Annotated in this window: 19 protein-coding genes and 1 tRNA gene; 13 read left to right on the forward strand and 7 right to left on the reverse strand. The window is 51.8% G+C overall.

Annotation, left to right across the window (positions count from 1 at the left end):
* Window positions 1-109 precede the first annotated feature (109 nt).
* The 5 genes from HV107_RS01410 (at window position 110) to yejF (ending at window position 7,282) form a co-directional block, all read left to right on the forward strand.
* Window positions 110-1,666, forward strand: a complete 1,557-nt coding sequence (locus HV107_RS01410) for a cyclic di-GMP phosphodiesterase (RefSeq protein ID WP_182061776.1) — start codon at window positions 110-112, stop codon at window positions 1,664-1,666.
* A 90-nt stretch (window positions 1,667-1,756) separates the two neighbouring features.
* Entirely contained in the window at window positions 1,757-3,562 is a 1,806-nt protein-coding gene (locus tag HV107_RS01415; protein ID WP_182061777.1) for an extracellular solute-binding protein, read from the forward strand.
* A gap of 9 nt (window positions 3,563-3,571) precedes the next feature.
* Complete coding sequence (locus tag HV107_RS01420) at window positions 3,572-4,666, forward strand: microcin C ABC transporter permease YejB (RefSeq protein WP_182061778.1); 1,095 nt, start codon at window positions 3,572-3,574, stop codon at window positions 4,664-4,666.
* Window positions 4,666-5,691 (forward strand): ABC transporter permease, encoded by a 1,026-nt coding sequence (locus tag HV107_RS01425; RefSeq protein WP_182061779.1) that lies wholly within the window; start codon window positions 4,666-4,668, stop codon window positions 5,689-5,691. The genes HV107_RS01420 and HV107_RS01425 overlap by 1 nt, the downstream gene beginning before the upstream one ends.
* A 1-nt stretch (window position 5,692) precedes the next feature.
* Window positions 5,693-7,282, forward strand: a complete 1,590-nt coding sequence (gene yejF / locus HV107_RS01430) for a microcin C ABC transporter ATP-binding protein YejF (RefSeq protein ID WP_182061780.1) — start codon at window positions 5,693-5,695, stop codon at window positions 7,280-7,282.
* Window positions 7,283-7,285: 3 nt separating this feature from the next.
* On the opposite strand, the gene HV107_RS01435 is transcribed toward yejF, so the two are convergent.
* From HV107_RS01435 to rsuA, 3 genes are all read right to left on the reverse strand, one after another.
* On the reverse strand, window positions 7,286-7,630 hold the full coding sequence (locus tag HV107_RS01435) for a YejG family protein (protein WP_014071058.1): 345 nt from the start codon (window positions 7,628-7,630) through the stop codon (window positions 7,286-7,288).
* Between the two features lie 334 nt (window positions 7,631-7,964).
* Window positions 7,965-9,161 (reverse strand): Bcr/CflA family multidrug efflux MFS transporter, encoded by a 1,197-nt coding sequence (locus HV107_RS01440; protein ID WP_182061781.1) that lies wholly within the window; start codon window positions 9,159-9,161, stop codon window positions 7,965-7,967.
* 15 nt (window positions 9,162-9,176) lie between these two features.
* Window positions 9,177-9,884 (reverse strand): 16S rRNA pseudouridine(516) synthase RsuA, encoded by a 708-nt coding sequence (gene rsuA, locus HV107_RS01445; RefSeq protein ID WP_182061782.1) that lies wholly within the window; start codon window positions 9,882-9,884, stop codon window positions 9,177-9,179.
* A 152-nt stretch (window positions 9,885-10,036) separates the two neighbouring features.
* Between rsuA and HV107_RS01450 the strand changes: the two genes are divergently transcribed.
* The 4 genes from HV107_RS01450 to rplY all read left to right on the forward strand — a co-directional run bounded on the left by HV107_RS01450 (window position 10,037) and on the right by rplY (window position 16,092).
* Entirely contained in the window at window positions 10,037-11,794 is a 1,758-nt protein-coding gene (locus tag HV107_RS01450) for a DEAD/DEAH box helicase (protein ID WP_182061783.1), read from the forward strand.
* An 821-nt stretch (window positions 11,795-12,615) separates the two neighbouring features.
* The gene (gene uspF, locus HV107_RS01455) at window positions 12,616-13,050 is read left to right on the forward strand and encodes a universal stress protein UspF (protein WP_182061784.1); all 435 of its coding nucleotides are present in this window, start codon (window positions 12,616-12,618) and stop codon (window positions 13,048-13,050) included.
* Window positions 13,051-13,220: 170 nt separating this feature from the next.
* The gene (locus tag HV107_RS01460) at window positions 13,221-15,518 is read left to right on the forward strand and encodes a heavy metal translocating P-type ATPase (RefSeq protein WP_182061785.1); all 2,298 of its coding nucleotides are present in this window, start codon (window positions 13,221-13,223) and stop codon (window positions 15,516-15,518) included.
* Window positions 15,519-15,807: 289 nt separating this feature from the next.
* The gene (gene rplY, locus HV107_RS01465) at window positions 15,808-16,092 is read left to right on the forward strand and encodes a 50S ribosomal protein L25 (RefSeq protein WP_182061786.1); all 285 of its coding nucleotides are present in this window, start codon (window positions 15,808-15,810) and stop codon (window positions 16,090-16,092) included.
* Window positions 16,093-16,144: 52 nt separating this feature from the next.
* Here rplY and yejK read toward each other — a convergent pair whose 3' ends face one another.
* Window positions 16,145-17,152: a nucleoid-associated protein YejK gene (gene yejK, locus HV107_RS01470; RefSeq protein ID WP_014071063.1), complete on the reverse strand. Its 1,008-nt coding sequence runs from the start codon at window positions 17,150-17,152 to the stop codon at window positions 16,145-16,147.
* A 134-nt stretch (window positions 17,153-17,286) separates the two neighbouring features.
* Between yejK and HV107_RS01475 the strand changes: the two genes are divergently transcribed.
* From HV107_RS01475 to HV107_RS01485, 3 genes are all read left to right on the forward strand, one after another.
* The gene (locus HV107_RS01475) at window positions 17,287-17,514 is read left to right on the forward strand and encodes a YejL family protein (RefSeq protein WP_182061787.1); all 228 of its coding nucleotides are present in this window, start codon (window positions 17,287-17,289) and stop codon (window positions 17,512-17,514) included.
* 19 nt (window positions 17,515-17,533) lie between these two features.
* Entirely contained in the window at window positions 17,534-19,294 is a 1,761-nt protein-coding gene (gene yejM / locus HV107_RS01480) for an LPS biosynthesis-modulating metalloenzyme YejM (RefSeq protein ID WP_182061788.1), read from the forward strand.
* 72 nt (window positions 19,295-19,366) lie between these two features.
* Window positions 19,367-19,443, forward strand: a tRNA-Pro gene (locus tag HV107_RS01485).
* 97 nt (window positions 19,444-19,540) lie between these two features.
* Here the strand turns inward: HV107_RS01485 and HV107_RS01490 are convergent.
* On the reverse strand, window positions 19,541-19,861 hold the full coding sequence (locus HV107_RS01490) for a hypothetical protein (protein ID WP_182061789.1): 321 nt from the start codon (window positions 19,859-19,861) through the stop codon (window positions 19,541-19,543).
* On the reverse strand, window positions 19,861-20,100 hold the full coding sequence (locus tag HV107_RS01495; protein ID WP_182061790.1) for a hypothetical protein: 240 nt from the start codon (window positions 20,098-20,100) through the stop codon (window positions 19,861-19,863). Before HV107_RS01495 ends, HV107_RS01490 begins: the two co-directional genes overlap by 1 nt.
* A gap of 100 nt (window positions 20,101-20,200) precedes the next feature.
* Between HV107_RS01495 and HV107_RS01500 the strand changes: the two genes are divergently transcribed.
* On the forward strand, window positions 20,201-20,440 hold the full coding sequence (locus HV107_RS01500) for a DinI family protein (RefSeq protein WP_182061791.1): 240 nt from the start codon (window positions 20,201-20,203) through the stop codon (window positions 20,438-20,440).
* Window positions 20,441-20,496: 56 nt separating this feature from the next.
* Here the strand turns inward: HV107_RS01500 and HV107_RS01505 are convergent, their stop codons facing one another.
* Window positions 20,497-21,657, reverse strand: a complete 1,161-nt coding sequence (locus HV107_RS01505) for a tail fiber domain-containing protein (RefSeq protein ID WP_182061792.1) — start codon at window positions 21,655-21,657, stop codon at window positions 20,497-20,499.
* Between the last annotated feature and the right edge of the window lie 10 nt (window positions 21,658-21,667).

Below are 21,667 nucleotides of genomic sequence, written 5' to 3' on the forward strand. Positions count from 1 at the left end.
TTGCCTGTCACTCGAAATTCACTTTACGCTGTACCAGGCTGTAGTCTTGTCATAACGTAAGTTTAGCCGTGCTGATGGCACTCACGGCAATCCAGGAACCACGACGTCTATGTTCACCCGCTACCTGTCCAGTAACCGCAAGATCCTTACCGTCAGTATTCTCGCTGGTTTCTTCATTGCTCTGCTCCTGGGGACATTGCAGTTTTTCTGGAGCTACCATAAGCGGGAAGTCAAATTCGACACCTTAATTACGGATTTGAGCGTTTACATGGAGAGCTATTTCGAAGAACTAAAAACCTCAATTGATACGCTCCAGCCGCTCACCCTGAATAATTGCCACGACGTTAGCGCTGAGTTAACCTCCCGCGCCGCCTTTAGCATCAACGTTCGCGCTTTTTTGCTGGTGAGGGATAAAAAGGCGTTCTGCTCTTCCGCGACCGGGCCGATGGACGTCCCACTGGAAGAGCTCATACCTGAGCTGCATATCAACAAGCCACTCGATATGGTGCTGTTGCCTGGCACGCCTATGCTGCCCAATAAGCCGGCAATAGCTATCTGGTATCGAAATCCACTGGTGAAAGACGGCGGTGTCTTTACGTCAGTTAATATCAATCTGACCCCTTATCTGCTCTACACTGCGCGCCAGGACGAGTTTGCGGGCATTGCGGTGATTATTGGCGACCAGGCGTTATCGACGATGTCTGGCTCTCTGCTCAAGACGCACGATCTCCGTGAACCCCCTTCCCGCACCGCCACACTGAAAGATTTTCCCCTCACTATTAATCTGTATGCCGAACAGTGGACGACGGATGAGCTGCTGTTTGCGCTCTTTTTTGGGCTGGTGTGTGGTATTGCGGCTGGCTCGCTCAGTTTCTATATCCTGACTATCCGCCTGAACCCGGGAAAAGAAATTTTAACCGCCATCAAGCTTGGCCAGTTTTATGTGGTCTACCAGCCGGTAGTGGATGCTAAAGAACTCAAAATGCGCGGCGTTGAAGTGCTGATGCGCTGGAAACACCCGACGATGGGAGAGATCCCACCGGATGCCTTTATCAATTTTGCTGAAGCACAGAAACTGATTGTCCCGCTCACGCTCCATCTTTTTGATCTCATCATCCGGGATGCCCCGCTTTTACAAACGATGCTACCGCCGGGGGCAAAACTGGGGATTAACATCGCACCAGGGCATCTGCACGCTGACAGCTTTAAAGAAGATATGCGCACCTTCAATGCCGCTCTCCCGCGGGATCATTTCCAGACAGTACTGGAAATAACCGAACGCGACATGATTCAGCAGCGTGAAGCCAACCAGCTTTTCGAGTGGTTACACAACGAAGGGTTTGAAATTGCAATTGACGATTTTGGCACCGGCCACAGTGCGCTGATTTATCTTGAACGTTTCACGATGGACTATCTCAAGATTGATCGTGGTTTTGTGAACGCAATTGGTACTGAAACCGTCACCTCTCCGGTGCTTGATGCCGTTTTGACGCTTGCAAGACGCCTGAATATGTCCACCGTGGCAGAAGGGGTAGAAACCCCCGAACAGGCCGCCTGGCTGCGCGAGCACGGGGTGAATTTCCTGCAAGGATACTGGATAAGTCGCCCGATGCCGCTGGAGCAATTCAGAAAATGGCAGCCGGATATGCACCCTGACCGTGAATAATTTCACAACGGTGGCGGCGTCACTTATTATTCAGCTTAACTAAGTGCGCCGACGCGCATGAGTCAGAATAAAAGAGGGAACCGCCGCAAGATGTTAATGCGCTCCGTGTTGCTGCTGCTGGCATTCGTCAGTTTTTCCGGTCAGTCGGAAACCATCAAAGAAAACTACGCATTTGCCGTGCTTGGTGAGCCTAAGTACGCCATTAACTTTAATCATTTCGACTACGTCAATCCTGCAGCCCCCAAAGGCGGGAAAGTGACGCTCTCGGCGACCGGGACATTTGATAACTTTAACCGCTTCGCGTTACGTGGCGTGGCGGCGGCGCGTACTGAATCACTTTACGACACGCTCTTTGTCACCTCTGACGATGAGCCTGGCAGCTATTATCCACTGGTGGCAGACAACGTCCGCTACGCAGATAACTTCTCCTGGGCAGAAATATCGATTAACCCTCAGGCTCGTTTCCATGACGGCTCGCATGTTCAGGCAAGCGATGTGGCCTTCACGTTTCATAAGTTTATGACCGAAGGTGTTCCCCAGTTCCGCCTGGTGTATAAAGGCGCAACGGTTAAGGCCATCGCCCCGCTGACTGTGCGCATCGAACTGAGTGAACCGAATAAAGAGAACATGCTCAGCCTGTTCTCACTGCCCGTCATGCCAGAGTCTTTCTGGAAAAACCATAAACTTAGCGACCCCTTATCCACACCGCCGCTGGCGGGCGGGCCTTATCGCATTACGGACTGGAGCATGGGGCAATATGTGGTCTATTCCCGCGTAAAAGACTACTGGGCTGCCAATCTGCCCGTAAATCGTGGCCGCTGGAACTTCGATACCCTGCGCTATGATTACTATCTCGACGACAACGTGGCGTTCGAAGCCTTTAAAGCCGGTGCCTTTGATTTACGCGTGGAGAACAGCGCCAAAAACTGGGCCACTCGCTATATCGGCAAAAACTTCACCAATGGGTATATCGTCAAAGACGAACACAAAAATGAGTCTGCGCAAGATACGCGCTGGCTGGCGTTCAATATCCAGCGCCCTGTCTTTACCGATCGCCGGGTTCGCGAGGCCATTACCCTGGCATTTGATTTTGAATGGATGAACAAAGCGCTGTTTTACGGCGCCTACAGCCGCGCTAACAGCTATTTCCAGAATACCGAATATGCCGCGCGTAATTACCCGGACGCCGATGAACTCACCCTGCTGGCTCCACTGAAAGCGGAGATCCCGCCAGAGGTGTTTACCACCGTGTTTCAGCCACCGACATCCGACGGTAAGGGCTTTGATCGCGAAAACCTGCTGAAAGCCAGCAAACTGCTGGATGACGCGGGTTGGGTTCTGAAAAATCAAAAACGGATCAATACCCAAACAGGTAAACCGCTGAGCTTTGAGCTTTTGCTCTCTTCGGGCGGAAATGACCAGTGGGTGCTGCCGTTTAAACAGAATCTTGCCAGACTTGGCATCACCATGAACATTCGCCAGGTCGATAACGCGCAGATAACCAACCGGATGCGCAGCCGCGATTACGATATGATGCAGCGTCTGTGGTCCGCCCAGCCGTGGCCAAGCTCTGATCTGCAAATCTCGTGGGCCTCCAGCTACATCAATTCGTCCTATAACGCACCTGGCGTTAAAAGTCCGGTTATTGATGCGCTGATCGCCAAAATCGTGGCGGCACAGGGAGATAAGGACAAACTGTTACCTTTAGGGCGTGCCCTCGACAGGGTGTTAACCTGGAATTACTACATGCTGCCGATGTGGTATATGGGGGAAGACCGCGTGGCCCAATGGAACAAATTCTCGCAGCCCGCCGTACGCCCCATTTACTCACTGGGATTCGATAACTGGTGGTACGACGTTAATAAAGCCGCCAAACTGCCCGCAGAGCGGCGTTAAGGAACCAAAATGGGTGCTTATCTGATACGCCGCTTATTGCTGGTTATCCCTACGCTGTGGGCAATTATCACCATTAACTTTTTTATCGTGCAAATCGCCCCAGGCGGCCCGGTTGATCAGGCTATTGCCGCCATTGAGTTTGGCAATAACAGCGGAATGCCCGGCGGCGGCGGTGAAAACCTGAGCGCCAGCCACGCCAGAACCGGGACAGGTAATATCAGCGAAAGCCACTACCGGGGCGGACGCGGGCTTGATCCCGAAGTGATCGCTGAGATAACCCACCGCTACGGTTTTGATAAACCCATTCATGAGCGTTATTTCAAAATGCTCTGGGACTATGTACGTTTTGACTTTGGCGACAGCCTGTTTCGCAGCGCCTCAGTCCTGACGTTGATCAAACAAAGCATGCCTGTCTCCGTGACGCTCGGTCTGTGGGGAACGCTGATTATCTATCTGGTGTCTATTCCGCTTGGGATCCGCAAGGCGGTTTACAACGGCAGTCGGTTCGATATCTGGAGCAGCACATTTATTATCATTGGTTACGCCATCCCGGCGTTCCTGTTCGCGGTTTTGCTGATTGTCTTTTTTGCCGGTGGCAGTTACTTCGACGTCTTCCCGCTGCGCGGGTTAGTGTCAGCCGATTTTAGCACTCTGCCATGGTATAAAAAGATCGCTGATTACTTCTGGCACATCACGCTGCCCGTCCTCGCTACGGTGATTGGCGGGTTTGCGGCGCTGACCATGCTTACTAAAAACGCCTTTATGGATGAGATCCGCAAACAGTATGTAGTGACCGCGCGCGCAAAGGGCCTGGCTGAGAAGCAGATTATGTGGAAGCACGTGTTCCGCAACGCCATGCTGCTGGTAATTGCCGGATTTCCTGCCACGTTCATCAGTATGTTTTTTACCGGTTCGCTGCTGATAGAAGTCATGTTCTCGTTAAACGGCCTGGGTCTGCTGGGTTATGAGGCCACCGTCTCGCGCGACTACCCTGTGATGTTTGGCACACTCTACATTTTCACCCTGATTGGCCTGCTGCTGAATATCATCAGTGATATCAGCTATACGCTGGTTGATCCACGAATCGATTTTGAGGGTCGCTGATGCCGCGTTTAAGCCCCGTCAACCAGGCCCGCTGGGGCCGTTTTCGCCACAATCGCCGCGGCTACTGGTCACTGTGGATTTTTGCCGTGATCTTTATATTCAGCATGTGTTCTGAACTGATTGCTAACGATAAACCGCTACTGGTGCATTTTAATGACCGATGGTATGTCCCGGTGCTGGCAAACTACAGCGAAAGCGATTTTGGCGGCCCCTTTGCCACGCCGGCGGAGTATCAGGATCCATGGCTTCGCGAACAGATAGACCAACACGGCTGGGCGCTCTGGGCCCCTGTCCGCTTTGGTGCGAACAGCATTAACTATGCGACATCCACCCCCTTCCCGTCGCCCCCTTCCACGCAAAACTGGCTGGGAACCGATGCAAACGGTGGTGATGTTCTGGCACGCATTCTCTACGGTACGCGTATCTCCCTGCTTTTCGGACTGATGCTGACGCTTTTCTCAAGCGTGATGGGCGTTGTGGCCGGTGCGGTTCAGGGCTATTACGGCGGAAAAATCGATCTCTGGGGACAACGCGTGATTGAGGTCTGGTCCGGGATGCCAACGCTGTTTTTAATTATCCTGCTCTCAAGCGTGGTGCAGCCAAACTTCTGGTGGTTACTGGCCATTACGGTGCTCTTTGGCTGGATGGCGCTGGTGGGCGTGGTTCGCGCTGAATTTTTACGCACCCGTAATTTTGATTATATCCGCGCCGCGCAAGCGCTGGGGGTCAGCGATCGGGGGATCATCTTCCGCCATATGCTCCCCAATGCCGTAGTAGCTACCCTCACCTTCCTGCCATTTATTTTGTGCAGCTCCATCACCACCCTGACGTCGCTCGATTTTCTCGGGTTCGGGTTGCCGCTTGGGTCGCCTTCGCTCGGTGAATTATTGCTGCAAGGCAAGAATAACTTGCAGGCGCCCTGGCTTGGCATAACAGCCTTCCTTTCTGTGGCAGTATTGCTCTCGCTGCTGATTTTTATTGGCGAAGCAGTGCGTGATGCCTTTGACCCGAACAAGGCGGTATAAGATGACGCAACCCCTTCTCAGTATCGATAATCTGTCGATTGCGTTTTCGAATCAGGGTGAAACTCGCACCGTGGTCAGCGATTTGTCGCTGCGCATCCAGGCGGGCGAAACGCTGGCGCTTGTGGGTGAGTCGGGCTCAGGTAAGAGTGTTTCCGCCCTTTCCGTACTGCGTTTGCTGCCCTCGCCGCCGGTGAGTTATCCCCAAGGCGATATCCTGTTTCAGGGTAAGTCGCTGTTACATGCCGACGAACACACGCTGCGTGGCATTCGCGGGAATAAGATTGCCATGATCTTTCAGGAACCGATGGTGTCCCTTAATCCGCTGCATACGCTGGAAAAACAGCTGTACGAAGTCTTGTCGCTGCACCGGGGAATGCGTAAAGAGGCGGCACGGGGCGAGATCCTGGATTGTCTTGAACGCACGGGTATTCGCCATGCGGCTAAACGGCTGAGCGATTTTCCACATCAGCTTTCAGGGGGAGAGCGCCAGCGCGTGATGATTGCGATGGCCCTGCTGACACGCCCGGAACTGCTGATTGCCGACGAACCCACCACCGCACTGGACGTAACGGTACAGGCGCAAATCCTTCAGCTTCTGCGGGAGCTGAAAGATGAGTTGAATATGAGCCTGCTGTTCATCACGCATAATCTTAGCATCGTGAAAAAACTGGCAGACAGCGTTGCGGTGATGCAAAACGGGCGCTGTGTTGAGCAAAACACCGCGCACATGCTCCTGAACGCCCCTCAGCACCCTTACACACAACGTCTGCTTGATAGTGAGCCTTCTGGCGACCCGGTCCCGCTTCCCGTGAACACCGTGCCTTTGCTAAGCGTTACCGATCTGGCCGTTTCGTTCCCGATACGCAAAGGCCTGTTAAGGCGCATTGTCGATGAAAATCCGGTGCTGAAAAACATCAGCTTTTCCCTGCGGCCAGGAGAAACGCTGGGGCTGGTTGGTGAATCGGGCTCGGGCAAAAGTACCACCGGCCTGGCGCTGCTGCGCTTAATCACCTCTCAGGGGACAATCCAGTTTGACGGAATGCCGTTACACAGCTGGAACCGCCGCCAGATGCTGCCCGTTCGCCCGCGAATGCAGGTGGTGTTTCAGGATCCCAACTCCTCGCTCAACCCTCGACTGAGCGTTTTGCAAATTATCGAAGAGGGACTTCGCGTTCACCGCCCGGCCCTCACGCCACAGCAGCGCGAAGAAGAGGTGATAAGGGTAATGGAAGAAGTGGGTCTGGAGCCCCGGGCCCGGCATCGCTACCCGGCGGAGTTCTCTGGCGGGCAGCGTCAGCGTATCGCCATCGCCCGCGCCCTGATCCTCAAGCCTGAGTTGATCATTCTGGATGAACCTACGTCGTCGCTCGACAGAACCGTACAAGCGCAGATCTTAGCGCTTCTGAAGGGGTTACAGGAAAAACACCGGCTGGCCTATATCTTTATCAGCCACGATTTACAGGTCGTCCGTGCGCTATGCCATCAGGTGATTGTGTTGCGACAGGGGGAAGTGGTAGAGCAAGGGGAGTGCCAGCACGTGTTCACTGCACCGACGCAGAGCTACACGCGCCAGCTGTTAGCCTTAAGCTAGCACTTAGAAAGGATATTGCCCTGAAAATGGCTCTGCAATCGCCACACCGAAGTTTTTCAGTCGGCAGGTAGCGGCAAATTCGTCCTGGCTTTTAACAAACAGGCACGGCTCACCTTCACACTCCAGTACTGAACTGTCGACTTCGATATCCGTCAGCGCCTGGCTCAGGCGCTCCATTACCGGCCATGCGCTTTCATCGCTTGGGCTCAGCAGTTTGAGCGCGACCAGACAATTCTCGCACCCGGCCACGTTTTGCGGAATCGGTTCAACTTTCGAACCTGCAAAACCCGCCGACCAGCGATAGCTCTGGGGCAAGCGATGGACTATGGAGAGTTGTAATGTATTCACGTTCGTTCCCCGGAAGCAAAATTTACTTCACAATTTATTTACATTCATAGTAACACATCGTCGCTAACCTGCCCTGTTTTTGATAAGAAAACGCTTACAGCCGCAGTTTACGGGCATTAGCATCTTATTTATCCGAGCTTTTTTAAAGGAGGTGCAGGTTCGCGTCGGCGCTATATGTACCCGTTTCTGCGATCTAACTCAACCTTTTTAACTACAATGATGTGACTTTTTACATAAATAGATTTTACATAAAAGAAACAAATACGGGGTAAACGAACGATGCTTTGGTTGATATGCATCAACAAAAAGGCCCGTAACGGGCCTTTTAAGTGATTCAGTGCGCCGTTTTTCGCGGGCGACTAGCGTAGAGATAGAACAGAATGGAGCTGGTTGCGCAAAAAGCGATAGCCCACAGCATCGGCCAGGCGGTGTTAAACGTTGCCATCGACAGCAGCGCCCCCACAATAGCACCAATGCCAAAGCGAAACGTCCCCGCAAGCGATGAGGCCGTCCCCGCCATATGAGGGAACTCATCAAGAATAACGGCCATCGCGTTTGAGGAGATCATCGACACGCAGCCCACAAACGCCGCAACGCCCAGCACCAGTGCCCAGAAACCGATCCCCAGAAACGCGCTCACCACAAGCCAGATAGCCATCACAAACTGGATCCAAAGCCCGGCACGGAACATGTTCAGCGCCCCAACCCGCCGGACAAAACGGCTGTTGATAATGGTCAGGATAAACAGGAACACGATGTTCAGCGCAAAGTAATAGCCAAAATGCTGCGGTGAAACATGGTTAAGCTCGATGTAAACAAACGGCCCGGCACTCAGGAAAGAGAACATCCCGGCGAAGCTAAAACCGCTCGCCAGCATATAGCTCAGCACACGCTTATGGCGGAACAGTGAAGCAAAGTTACCCAGCGTGGTGCGGATGTGGAATTTCTGCCGACGCTCAACGGGTAGCGTCTCATCGATGAAGAAGAAAATCATCGCCGATGCCAGCAGCGCCGCAAGCGCCAGGATCCAGAAAATCGCGTGCCAGCTAAACCACACCAACACCGCCCCACCCGCCATCGGCGCAATCAGCGGGGCAATGGTAGTGACCAGCATGACAAACGACATCATGCGGGAGAACTCTTCTTTCGGATACACATCGCGCATCAGGGCGTTAATTACTACGCTGGCCGCCGCCGCTGCAAGCCCGTGGAAAAAGCGCATGACAATCAGATGATCGATAGTTTGCGCCAGAGCACAGGCGACTGCTGCACCTGCAAACACCAGCGTGCCACCCAGAATGACCGGTTTACGGCCAAGACTGTCGGCCATTGGCCCATATAACAGCTGCCCAATCGCAAAGCCAAGAATATAGGTACTGAGTGTCATCTGCGCGCTGCCCGCCGGTACGCCAAACTGCGCGGAAATGACCGGCAGTGCTGGCAAATACATATCGATGGACAATGGCATCAGCATGGCCAGCAGGCCAAGGATGAAAACAATTTTGAAAGACGAGTGTGGCCTGGTGGTCACAGAGTTCTCCTGAAATTAGCGCGAAGGCAACCCTACGCTGGCGATTTCTTCTTCCGTCAATGGGCGGTATTCACCTGGTTCAAGTTCCGGGTCGAGTTCAATCGCACCAATACGCTCACGGTGTAAGCCCACAACATGATTTCCTACAGCTGCAAACATGCGCTTAACCTGATGATAGCGCCCTTCGCTGATAGTCAGACGCACCTCGGTCGGGGCTATCACTTCCAGCACAGCCGGTTTCGTCAGGTCTTTCTCATTATGCAGCTGAACGCCTTTTGCGAATTGTTCTGCTGTGTCATCGGACACCGGCGATTCCAGCGTCACAAGGTAGGTTTTTTCGCAGAGATGGCGCGGGGACGTAATGCGGTGTGACCATTGACCGTCATCAGTCATCAGCACCAGCCCGGTGGTGTCGATATCAAGACGCCCGGCCGCATGTAGCTTGTGCGCCACAGGCTCGTCGATAAAATAGAGGACCGTCGGATGATCGGGATCATCCGTGGAACAAACATAACCTTCCGGTTTGTTCAGCATGAAATAGCGTGGGCCATTTTGCTGAGTCAGCGGGTTACCGTCGTACTCCACCTGATGTTCAGGCTGAAGTTTGAAGGACGTGTCTTTTACAATGTCGCCATCCACGGTAACGCGGCTGGCGCGAATTTCACGCCCGGCAATAGCGCGGCTAACGCTGAGTTGCTGAGCGATAAACTTATCAAGTCGCATGAAGTCTTTTTAGCCTTAATGGTGCTGGAAGTCGGACGACGCGTCCGAAAAAAGAAGCAGTCAAGAGTCGTTCAGTATAATGGTCTGGTTGCGCCACTCAAGGGAAAAAGTTTCGTGGCATACTATGGATGAGTTAACCAATCAGAGAACCCATGACTTTTACACTTCGCCCCTATCAGCAGGAAGCCGTCGACGCCACCCTCTCCTGGTTTCGAAAACATAAAGAACCGGCTGCGATTGTGCTCCCGACGGGGGCTGGAAAAAGCCTGGTGATCGCCGAACTGGCGCGCCTGGCGCGTGGGCGCGTGCTGGTGCTGGCGCACGTAAAAGAGCTGGTGGCGCAAAACCACGCCAAATATTGTGCGCTTGGCCTGGAGGCTGATATTTTCGCCGCCGGGCTTAAACGTAAAGAGAGCCACGGCAAAGTGGTGTTTGGCAGCGTGCAGTCGGTTGCGCGTAATCTGGAACATTTTCTAGGCGAATTCTCGCTGCTGATTGTCGATGAGTGTCACCGCATCAGCGATGATGACGATAGTCAGTATCAGCAAATCCTTTCGCACCTGAAAGAGGTAAATCCTCACCTGCGCCTGCTCGGCCTGACCGCCACGCCGTTTCGCCTGGGGAAAGGCTGGATTTATCACTTTCATTATCATGGGATGGTTCGCGGGGATGAGAAAGCGCTGTTCCGCGACTGCATCTATGAACTCCCGCTGCGCTATATGATTAAACATGGTTATCTGACGCCACCCGAACGCCTGGATATGCCCGTGGTGCAGTACGATTTCAGCCGCTTACAGGCGCAAAGCAACGGCTTATTCAGTGAAGCCGATCTCAACCATGAGCTGAAAAAACAACAGCGTATTACCCCGCATATCATCAGCCAGATTGAAGAATTCGCCCAGACGCGCAAAGGGGTGATGATCTTTGCCGCCACCGTTGAGCACGCCAGGGAAATAACCGGCTTACTTCCGCCAGGGAACGTTGCGCTCATTACCGGCGAAACCCCTGGCCCTGAACGTGACGCGCTGATTAACGCTTTCAAGGAACAGCAGTTCCGCTATCTGGTAAACGTCTCGGTGTTAACCACCGGATTTGATGCGCCGCACGTCGATCTGATTGCCATTTTACGCCCCACAGAATCCGTCAGCCTGTATCAGCAGATCGTCGGGCGCGGCCTGCGTCTGGCACCGGGTAAAACCGATTGCCTGATTCTGGACTACGCCGGAAACCCGCACGATCTCTATTCCCCGGAAGTGGGTACACCGAAAGGGAAAAGTGACAATGTGCCGGTTCAGGTCTTTTGTCCGGCCTGCGGTTTCGCCAATACCTTCTGGGGCAAAACCACCGCCGACGGCACGCTGATTGAACATTTCGGGCGCCGCTGCCAGGGCTGGTTTGAAGATGACGAAGGGCATCGTGAGCAGTGCGATTTTCGTTTCCGCTTTAAAAACTGCCCACAGTGTAATGCCGAAAACGACATTGCCGCCCGACGCTGCCGGGAATGTGACACGATACTGGTCGACCCGGACGATATGCTGAAGGCTGCGCTTAAGCTCAAAGATGCGCTGGTGCTTCGCTGTTCCGGTATGGCGTTACAGCCGGGTGCAGATGAAAAAGGTGAGTGGCTGAAAATTACCTATTACGACGAGGACGGGGCCGACGTCAGCGAGCGATTCAGGGTGCACACACCAGCCCAGAGAACGGCCTTTGAACAACTTTTTATCCGCCCGCATACTCGTACTCCAGGAGTGCCTCTGCGCTGGATAACGGTGGCCGATATCGTGCATCAGCAGGTGCTGTTGCGCCATCCAGATTTTGTCGTCGCCCGCAAGAAAGGCCAGTTCTGGCAGGTGCGTGAAAAGGTCTTTGACTATGAAGGACGCTTTCGCCGGGCGAATGAAATGCGCTAGTGTGGGATCTCGCTGTAGTTCATGGCATTGGCGACAAAGCAACTGGAGGATATCGCACTGGAGTTTTCGACATTTATCGTTGATGGGCGACCGGACTAAATCATGATGGTTATTAACCCCGCAGACGACGAAAGCCAGCGGCGGCTCCGCCAGGTGACAACCTCAGCGGTATAGTCCTTTATTTAATTCTGAAAAATGAGATAAGCCACGCTTTCAGAGAGCACAGAATAGTATCAGCATTTATGCTCAAACCTTTACTTATTGCAACCTGTGAATAATAAAACGGTTGTGCCTCATGGTGTAAGAAATATAAACAACCACTTTAAGAGAAACCTGCCATGAAATAATTTTAGCCATTAGAATGGTTACACTCAAGAATGTAAATCACCTCTCAATATCACTTTCATTATCATTTAGTGCACTTTATTCATTGAGACTGCCTGATTGAGAAGATATTTACACCCTAATAGTTCTCTCTTAGTGAGACTGAAAAAATCCTTCGATTAGGTGAATGAAGAACCCCCTACTTAGGGGGATAATTTCGTTTGGAGTTGAAAAAGTATAACAACTATAAAACTTATGCGCCTGGTCTCCGCAGAGGGTTGGTTGTAATGCGGGATAACGGTCACGGTAATTTATTGGTCTAAACATTTATAATGTATAGGACTGATATATTTTATTTCCTTCGGTATCTGACTGAATCTGTCGGGATTGACAGATGCAAAGACCGATATTCTACGCTGACGTGCCAGGATAAAACGACAGGGTAAAAACAGACGCTTACTAACCGTGTACAGAACAAATGCAAACAGGAGGATCAAATGTACAACCCTACTTTAGTACCGATTGATATTTCTGAAAGCGGCCTCACAGAGATGGTTATACCTCACGTTCAGAGGCATACGGTCCTGAATACAACAAAAGTCCATTTTCTTACCGTCGTTCCTTTTTTTCCTTACTACTCTTCTCTTGGGATGGGCTATGCGCCGGAAATGTCGGAAATAAGTGAAATGACACAGAAAGCACTAGCAAAACTCAATGAAATCGTTAAAGAATTCAAGTTACCTGCCGAGAAGGTTGTAACACATGCAGTCGTCGGAACGCCTAAAGATAAAATTCTCGAATATTCTGAGGAAATTGGAGCAAAGTTGATCATTATTGCCTCTCACCGTCCTGACCTGACAACCTATCTTTTAGGATCAAATTCATCTGCAATTGTACGACATTCGAAATGCCCAGTGCTGGTAGTTCGTTGAATCAGCTAACATCCGCAGAGGCAGTTATGTGGGTAAGATAACGTTCATCGTTAAAATTAAAAGATATATATCTGTTTATCCAGGAGACAATGTTAAACCAGACAACGGTTAATGGTTCATATGTTCTACTTTTAACCGACCCAGGAGCATAGCTCTGGAGGCAAAAACCCATGAAAAACAGCCGATTATTACTCGATATTATGCTGTTAATTTTCCCTCTACTGGCTTTGATGCTGTATATCTTCAATCAGGATGCTACCTGGGTACAGAGTATCTCCATTATATTAATCATTTCGACTATCCCCTCTTTGCTTTTATTAATTTATGAAGTGGTTAAATCATTATTAAATCATAAGTTTGGGGTGGATTTACTCGCCATTCTTTCAATGTCAGGGGCTCTCTGGATGAATGAACCGGCCACTGCGGCCGTCATTGCTGCTATGACGGCTTCAGGCCGATTTCTAGAAAACTACGCCCGGGGTCGTGCAGAACGTGAAATGGTTGCGTTGCTGTCCAGAGTCCCTCGTGTCGCCAACCGACTGACTGAGGATGGCATTCAGGTCATTCCCGTTGAATCCATTCAACCTGGTTATCTACTACTGGTTAAGCTGGGAGAAACCATTCCAGTAGATGGTCCGTTGGTGAGTGTGAGCGCTGTGCTAAATGAATCCTCTATTACCGGGGAATCGTTGCCGGTCACCAGGCAAACTGGTGAATTACTGCTAAGTGGTACCATTAATGCTGGTGATGCTCTGAAAATGCACGCTGCCCGTGCAGCTAAAGACAGCACACTTCAGGGTATCATCAGTGTGGTTGAACAAGCAGGCCAGGCTCGTGCGCCAGCAGCCAGACTCGCTGATCGCTATGCGGTCTGGTTCATCCCTTTCACCCTTATTGTTGCCTGGCTGGCCTGGTTAGTGAGTCAGGATCCAATACGTGCACTGGCCGTCCTGGTTGTTGCAACGCCTTGCCCCCTCCTGCTGGCTGTGCCGGTGGCACTGGTATCCGGGATTTCTCGTTGTGCAAAGCGGGGAATTTTGATCAAAGGTAGCGCTGCGCTGGAACAACTTGCCCGGGCTGATTATTTGTTTTTTGACAAGACCGGCACTCTGACTGGTGGTATGGCAAAACTGATGTCGATTCACAGTTTCTCTCCCCATTTCTCACAACCTGATTTGCTCAGACTGGCAGCCAGCATGGACCAGCTTTCCTGTCATGTTATAGCCAGTGCCATTTTGCAGGCTGCACAAGAGCAAGGTCTCGGATCCTTGCCGATGCCAGAGTCAGTACAGGAAGTGGCTGGAGCAGGCCTGACAGGAAAAGTGAACGGACAACAGGTTTGTCTCGGCACACTGGATTTTGTCCTGAGCCAGGCGCGCGCGGGAAGCTGGCTGGAGTCTGCCCGTCAGCGCTTATTTATTGAGAACTCGACGGTCGTTGCGATTGCGGTGAATGCCGAACTGGTCGGCTGGTTGTTGTTTTCTGATCAGTTACGACTTGAGACCCCGCGGGCTTTGCGTATGTTACGCAAATCAGGCGTTCACGAGATCGTCATGCTGACAGGTGATAAGCAGGAAGTAGCGGATAGTATTGGCACTGGTCTCGGCGTAGATCAGGTACTGGCAGAATTAACTCCAGAGATGAAACTGAAGTATGTCTCAAGCGCTTCATCCGCTCACTGCACAATGATGGTTGGTGATGGAGTGAATGATGCCCCAGCACTGGCAGCTGCGGGCGTCGGGGTTGCAATGGGGGCAAGAGGCACGGCTGCCGCAGCAGAAAGCGCAGATGTTGTATTGCTGACAGACCGCTTAGACCGGCTGGCTGAGGCCAAAGCCATAGCCAAACTGTCAATTCGTATTGCCAGACAAAGTGTCTGGCTAGGCATGGGTCTGTGCTGTGTTGCCATGGGCTTTGCCGCCCTGGGTCTGCTTCCCCCCTTTGAAGGTGCCCTTTTGCAGGAGTTAATAGATCTGCTGGCCATTATGTCGGCATTGCGGGTTCTTGCGAGTGGGATAGCTCGCCCGGCGGACAAGACAATGAGTGCAGAGCAGGTTGCTACCTTACGTAATGAACACCAAATGTTGCAGCCACTACTCCAGCGTTTGACCGAGGTTGCAACACAGTTACCTCTGGCAAGTCCGGAAGAACGACGCACGCTCATGAAGACACTCCATGAGCAACTGACCCAGGATATCCTTGCTCATGAACAGCAAGACGAACAAGGGCTGTACCCCACCATGACATTGATGCTGGCCGGTGATGACCCTCTGGCTGCCATGAGCCGAAGTCACCAGGAGATTTATCTGCTTGTCAGAAAACTGGGCCAGTTGAGCAACCTTCTACAGAATACAGACGGCTCTTCAGGTACTGTTCAGGATATTCAACAGTGTCTTTATGGCCTTGAAGCGATTCTGAGATTGCATTTTGCCCAGGAAGAAGAATTATTTAGTGGTCTTCAAAAGTAGCCTCTACCAGCTACTTTCTGAGAGCTTCAGTGAATAAAGACAAGCCGTGTCTCTCCCGCAATTTCTCGCTGGCAAGTGTAAAAATCAGCGTAGCTGTCTCTTTAATCATGAAAAATCCCCCCGAGAATCGCCTGGGGACATTACAGCTTAGGATTAACAGACCGTAGGTTTTGATTGCCCCGTGGGGGATTGGGGGCTATAATGCCGCCCGCTTTTGCATCCGCAAAGCAGAACACTCACCTGCTGCTGGGTCGCCTGTAGTAGGGTTTTAAAATACAGAGAGAAATCAATGTTTACTATCGAAGCAGAAGTACGTAGCGTTCAGGGTAAGGGTGCGAGCCGCCGCCTGCGTAACGCCAACAAGTTCCCAGCTATCGTTTACGGTGGCGAAGCTGCTCCAGTTGCAATCGAACTGGACCACGACAAACTGTGGAACCTCCAGAACAAAGCTGAATTCTACAGCGAAGTTCTGACCATCGTTGTTGGCGGTAAAGAAGAAAAAGTGAAAGTTCAGGCTGTTCAGCGTCACCCGTTCAAGCCAAAACTGTCTCACATCGACTTCGTTCGCGCGTAATCGCAAACTTGTCGAAAAAAAACCCCGCGTCTGCGGGGTTTTTTTATGGCTGCTATTTACCGCCAGAGGTGCGGCGTTGCAGCTGATCGCGCAGGTTTGGTGGCGTCCCTTTGATGGTCAGGGTGTCAGTCGCCGGATCCCAGAAAATACGTTCACCAAGCAGCATGGCATCAAAGTTAACCGTTAACCCACCGCCGCTGCCGGCGAATTTGGTTAACTGACGCAGCGTACTACGGTCTGCCGGGAAACTCTCTTCCAGCTCATAACCTTTATCAGCCGTAAATTCCTGGAAGCTCACTTCACTCACGCCCGCCAGTTCTTTGGAAAGCGACTCCAGCTCAATCTCTTCGCCCGCCTGCAACTGTTCGTTGCAATAGCTGTAAACCTGCTGACGCACATTCTGGCGTTCTGATTTATCAAGCTGGGCTTCCGCGGTGAAGTCATCTACCGCCTGCAACAGACCTTTATTCTGTGCCTTGGCGTTAAGGCCTTCGCTGGCACCCAGGAAGTCCATAAAGAAATCCGCCACTTTGCGGCCTACCCGTCCTTTGAGGAAAGTCAGGTAGCGGGTGGATTCCGGGTTGGTTTCCCATTCGGTCAGATCGATACGCGCGACGATATCGGCATGGTTAATGTCCAGATAGTGCGTAGAGCTGATATCCAGCTGCTCATTGACGCGCATACTGCTTAAATTATTCAGCACGGTCACCAGCAGGTACTCAACCGCAAGATAGCGATACTGGCAGAACAGAACGATGCCGCCATCAGCGAACGGGTATTTTGCCAGTTCATCACGCAGACGCCCGGTTGCCGCCCGGCTGAATGCCAGAAAATCTTCTTCGCCCTGGCGTTGCAGACGCAGGCTATCCGCCAGTTCGCTCTCTTCGCTGAACAGGCCATAGGCTTTATTTTTAGCGCTATAAACGCGATGCAATTCCGCCATCATTTCAACAACAGTAGGCGTTGGTTCAAGTAACGAATCGCGCAGCACCACTTCAAGGGTTTGCTCATCACGCTTGATAAGCTGGTGCAAGGCAATCTGGTTGATATCCAGACTCATGATAAACTCTCCTTTTAGACCGGGCGGTATTCAACCACCACCAACGCATGTGTGCAACAAGAGATAAAAAAGGGGAAAAAAAGCTGTTCCTACGGTAATATGTTGCCCTTTCATCAACAAACTGATTTTGATTTATGCCACAACATTCCCGCTACAGTGACGAACACGTTGAACAACTGCTCAGTGAGCTGGTCAACGTACTGGAAAAACATAAAACGCCGACCGATCTTTCCCTGATGGTATTGGGAAATATGGTTACCAACCTTATCAATACCAGCGTTGCTCCGGCTCAGCGTCAGGCGATCGCCAGGTCTTTCGCCCAGGCTTTGCAGTCATCCGTTAGCGACGACCAGGCCCACTAAGGGAAACGAACAACAGTTTATGGTGACGAATCGTCAGCGCTACCGTGAAAAAGTCTCCCAGATGGTTAGCTGGGGGCACTGGTTTGCCCTGTTCAACATTTTGTTGGCCATGGTGCTTGGCTGCCGTTATCTGTTTGTGGCGGACTGGCCAACCACGCTGACCGGGCGCATCTATTCCTGGATGAGCGTTGTCGGCCACTTTAGTTTTCTGGTTTTCGCCACCTATCTGCTGATTCTGTTCCCGCTGACGTTTATCGTCATGTCGCAACGCCTGATGAGGTTCTTATCCGCCATCCTTGCGACGGCGGGCATGACGTTATTGCTTATCGACAGCGAAGTCTTTACCCGTTTCCACCTCCATCTCAACCCCATCGTCTGGGAACTGGTGATTAACCCGGACCAGAACGAAACCGCGCGTGACTGGCAGTTGATGTTTATCAGCGTGCCGGTGATCCTGCTGATTGAGATGCTGTTTGCCACCTGGAGCTGGCAAAAGCTCCGCAGTCTGACGCGGCGTCGTCATTACGCGAAGCCCGTTGCTGCGCTCTTTTTTGTCTCATTTATTAGTTCGCACATCATGTATATCTGGGCCGATGCGAACTTCTATCGCCCTATCACCATGCAGCGAGCTAACCTGCCGCTCTCTTATCCGATGACGGCACGTCGTTTCCTTGAAAAACACGGTCTGTTGGATGCGCAGGAGTATCAGCGTCGTCTGGTCGAGCAAGGCAACCCGGAAGCCGTCACCGTTCAGTATCCGCTGAGCGACCTGCGTTACCGGGATATGGGACGTGGTCAAAACGTACTGCTGATAACCGTTGATGGTCTGAACTACTCGCGTTACGAGAAGCAGATGCCTGCGCTCGCCGAGTTCGCTGATAAGAACGTGTCGTTCACGCAGCATATGAGTTCCGGTAACTCAACCGATGCCGGTATTTTTGGCTTGTTCTATGGTATTTCGGCCGGTTACATGGACGGCGTGCTTTCGGCGCGCGTTCCCGCGGCGCTCATTACCGGGCTTAACCAGCAGGGTTACCAGTTGGGGCTGTTCTCTTCGGATGGCTTTAACAGCTCGCTGTATCGCCAGGCACTGTTGTCTGATTTCTCACTGCCTGCTGCGCAGAGCCAGTCTGATGAACAGACCGCTAATCAGTGGGTGAACTGGCTTCAGCGTTATGCTCAGGAAGATAACCGCTGGTTCTCCTGGGTTGCGTTTAACGGCACCACACTTGATGACAGCAACCAGAAAGGCTTTGCACGCCGTTATAGCCGTGCGGCTGGCGACGTTGACGCACAAATTGGCCGGGTGCTGAACGCACTGCGTGAATCCGGCAAGCTGGATAACACCGTGGTCATTATTACCGCCGGACACGGTATCCCGCTGGGTGACGAAACGAAAAGTATGGTCTGGTCGCGCCCTAACTTGCATGTTCCGCTGGTCATCCACTGGCCGGGAACGCCAGCACAGCGCATCAATATGCTTACCGATCATAAAGACGTGATGACCACCCTGATGCAACGTCTGTTGCACGTAAGCACTCCGGCGAATGAGTACTCGCAAGGACAGGATCTGTTCAGCGCCACTCGCCGCCATAACTGGGTGACTGCTGCCGGGAATAATACGCTGGTGGTAACCACACCGGAACTGACGCTGGTGCTGAACAGTAATGGCAATTACCAGACGTATAATCTGCAAGGTGAAAAATTGCATGACCAGAAACCGCAGCTCAGCCTGCTTCTGCAAGTGCTGACGGATGAGAAGCGGTTCATTGCTAACTGATTAATTATAAACCAGTTAGCGCCTGACTCCCTTGCATTCAAAAAGGAATCGAGTAGTATTCTTTTTACGCGTCGGCACGTAGCGCAGCCTGGTAGCGCACCGTCATGGGGTGTCGGGGGTCGGAGGTTCAAATCCTCTCGTGCCGACCAAAAATCTCTAATCAAACCAACCAATTACGGTTGGTTTTTTTATGCTTCAGATTTTCAGATGGTGAAACCATGGTGAAATGGTGGTGAAACTAGCCGTTTAAATAGCTGGGCAACTATCATTTTTTACACTGTTTAGTGTGTGCGTCAGAACGCCATGCACTTTCACATCTTCCAGCGCATCACCTTCTATCGCCTCGCCTTCTTCTGTTATCAATGCCAGACCATGCAGTTTAACAAACTGATTTATACCATCCATGGTTGCCAGCAGCGTATCACCGTCGCTCGCTTTCATGGCCACGTTAATGACGGCCCATCCGCATGACGTTTCAATCACCCAGCAGTTACCGTCAATACCACACAGAGAATCGATGGTCAGCCGTTCTTCAACATAGTCAGTAGCAGGAGAAACAAACCCCATCAGAATACCCTCCCCATGTTACGCAGGATCCAGTAACGGTTCTCGCTGCCGTCAGTTGTCTTGTCAGCGAAGTCTGGCTGATTACGTTCAATCCACTGGTTTGCATCAACCTGGCTAAAGTGACAGTTCTTTTCTCGTAACTTGGTGATGAAGCTGTCCGTGCTGAGATAGCGATAACCCTTTGGATTTAGCTGTATGGCCTCAATGAATGCAGCCCGTATCTCATATGGACGTGGCATGAGTCCCACCCTCACTCGGTTATTGACTGTATGCATATACAGTAGTATTTTTGAAGCTACAGATCAAGCCAAGACTATTTTCACATTCTAAGGAAAGGTTATGTTCGTAGAACTCGTTTATGACAAAAGAAATTTTGATGGTTTGCCTGGCGCCAGAGACATCATTCTTGGCGAATTAAGCAAAAGAGTGCACCGTATTTTTCCAGATGCTGATGTTCGGGTTAAACCGATGATGACTCAGCCGGCTATCAATACTGACGCCAGCAAACATGAAAAGGAGCAGATCAGCCGGGTCGTGCAGGAGATGTTTGAAGAAGCTGATATGTGGCTTGAGGCTTAATCGTTAATCGTACCGGCAGGCAGCCATTTGATTGTATGACTGCCTGGTGAGGACTCTTATGGTTTCTGAGTATTAAGCATCTCTTTCAACTCTACCAGCTCACCCTGCATATGCTGGATAGTCAGGGTCAGTTTTGCGATAGCTGCCATTGGGTCAAGATAGTACATGCCGGAGAGATCATCGCTTTCGAGGTCAACCCCGGAAGGCAGGCCAGTACCTTTCACAACCTCTGGGGAGACCTCCTTCATGTCGTTAGCGATGAAGCCGAGCTGCCCCGGTTTCTTATCGAGAACGCCCCTGGCTTTCATATCGAAGAGAGCAACCTGCCATCTGCTTACTTCATCTGCTGCCTTTTCCCGGTCGGTCTGATAGACGATATTCTCTTTCAGCTCCCGGTCCGATGAAGTAACGGTGATGGCTCCAACGTCACTGTTGTCTACATAAAGACGCATAGCCCCACTGGTCCAGAGCATGTTAAACACGCTCGCACTGTAGCTGCCTTTTGTCCCGGAACGACACTGATAACCGCCTTCAACCTGAAGTATGCCAGTTCCACCACCTGTGCCGCCTTTCACTTCAAGTGAGGCTGTTCCTGAGGCCCACAATCGCGCAGAGTAATCGTTAGTGGTAGAGCCGTAATGAAAATCGAGGAACGGTGAAGCTGCCGATAATTCGATGGACGCAAAGAAAGGGGTGTCAGTGCTTCCTAAACCAAGGTTTGTGCGAGCATCTGCGGCGGTTTTCGCACCGGTGCCACCCTGGCCAACGCTGAGCGCGGTAGTCAGCCCGGAAAGGCTGGTGATGTCGCTGTTAGCCCCCTTCTTCGCCAGCGATTTCTGACCCGGTACAGTGACGGCCACGCCGTTAATCGTGATGGTGACGTCTGTAGTACCGTTCATTACATCAGCGAAACCGCTCATGTAACGCTGGTACATCGTGAAGGTTTCAGCAATGTCCTGCGCCAGGCCATCCACACTCAGGCTGTCGCTCAGCAAAATCGAATACTTCGTTCCGGCAGGGATTGCAGGGCTTGCCGCAGGTGTCACGGTGAGACTGGTTGCCCCGCCGATAGCAGTAATCTGGAATACCTGGGCGGGGCTGGTCAGCGCGATAACTGTGCATCCGTTGCGGATCAGTGAGCCCGCAGCAGTAAAGTTTGTACCCGTTCCGGTAAGCGTATTGCCGCTGACTGCAATCGTGCCTGTTGTGTAAATCATAATTTCTCCA

The organism is Enterobacter sp. RHBSTW-00175 (genome assembly GCF_013927005.1).
In the GTDB taxonomy this organism is placed as follows: domain Bacteria; phylum Pseudomonadota; class Gammaproteobacteria; order Enterobacterales; family Enterobacteriaceae; genus Enterobacter.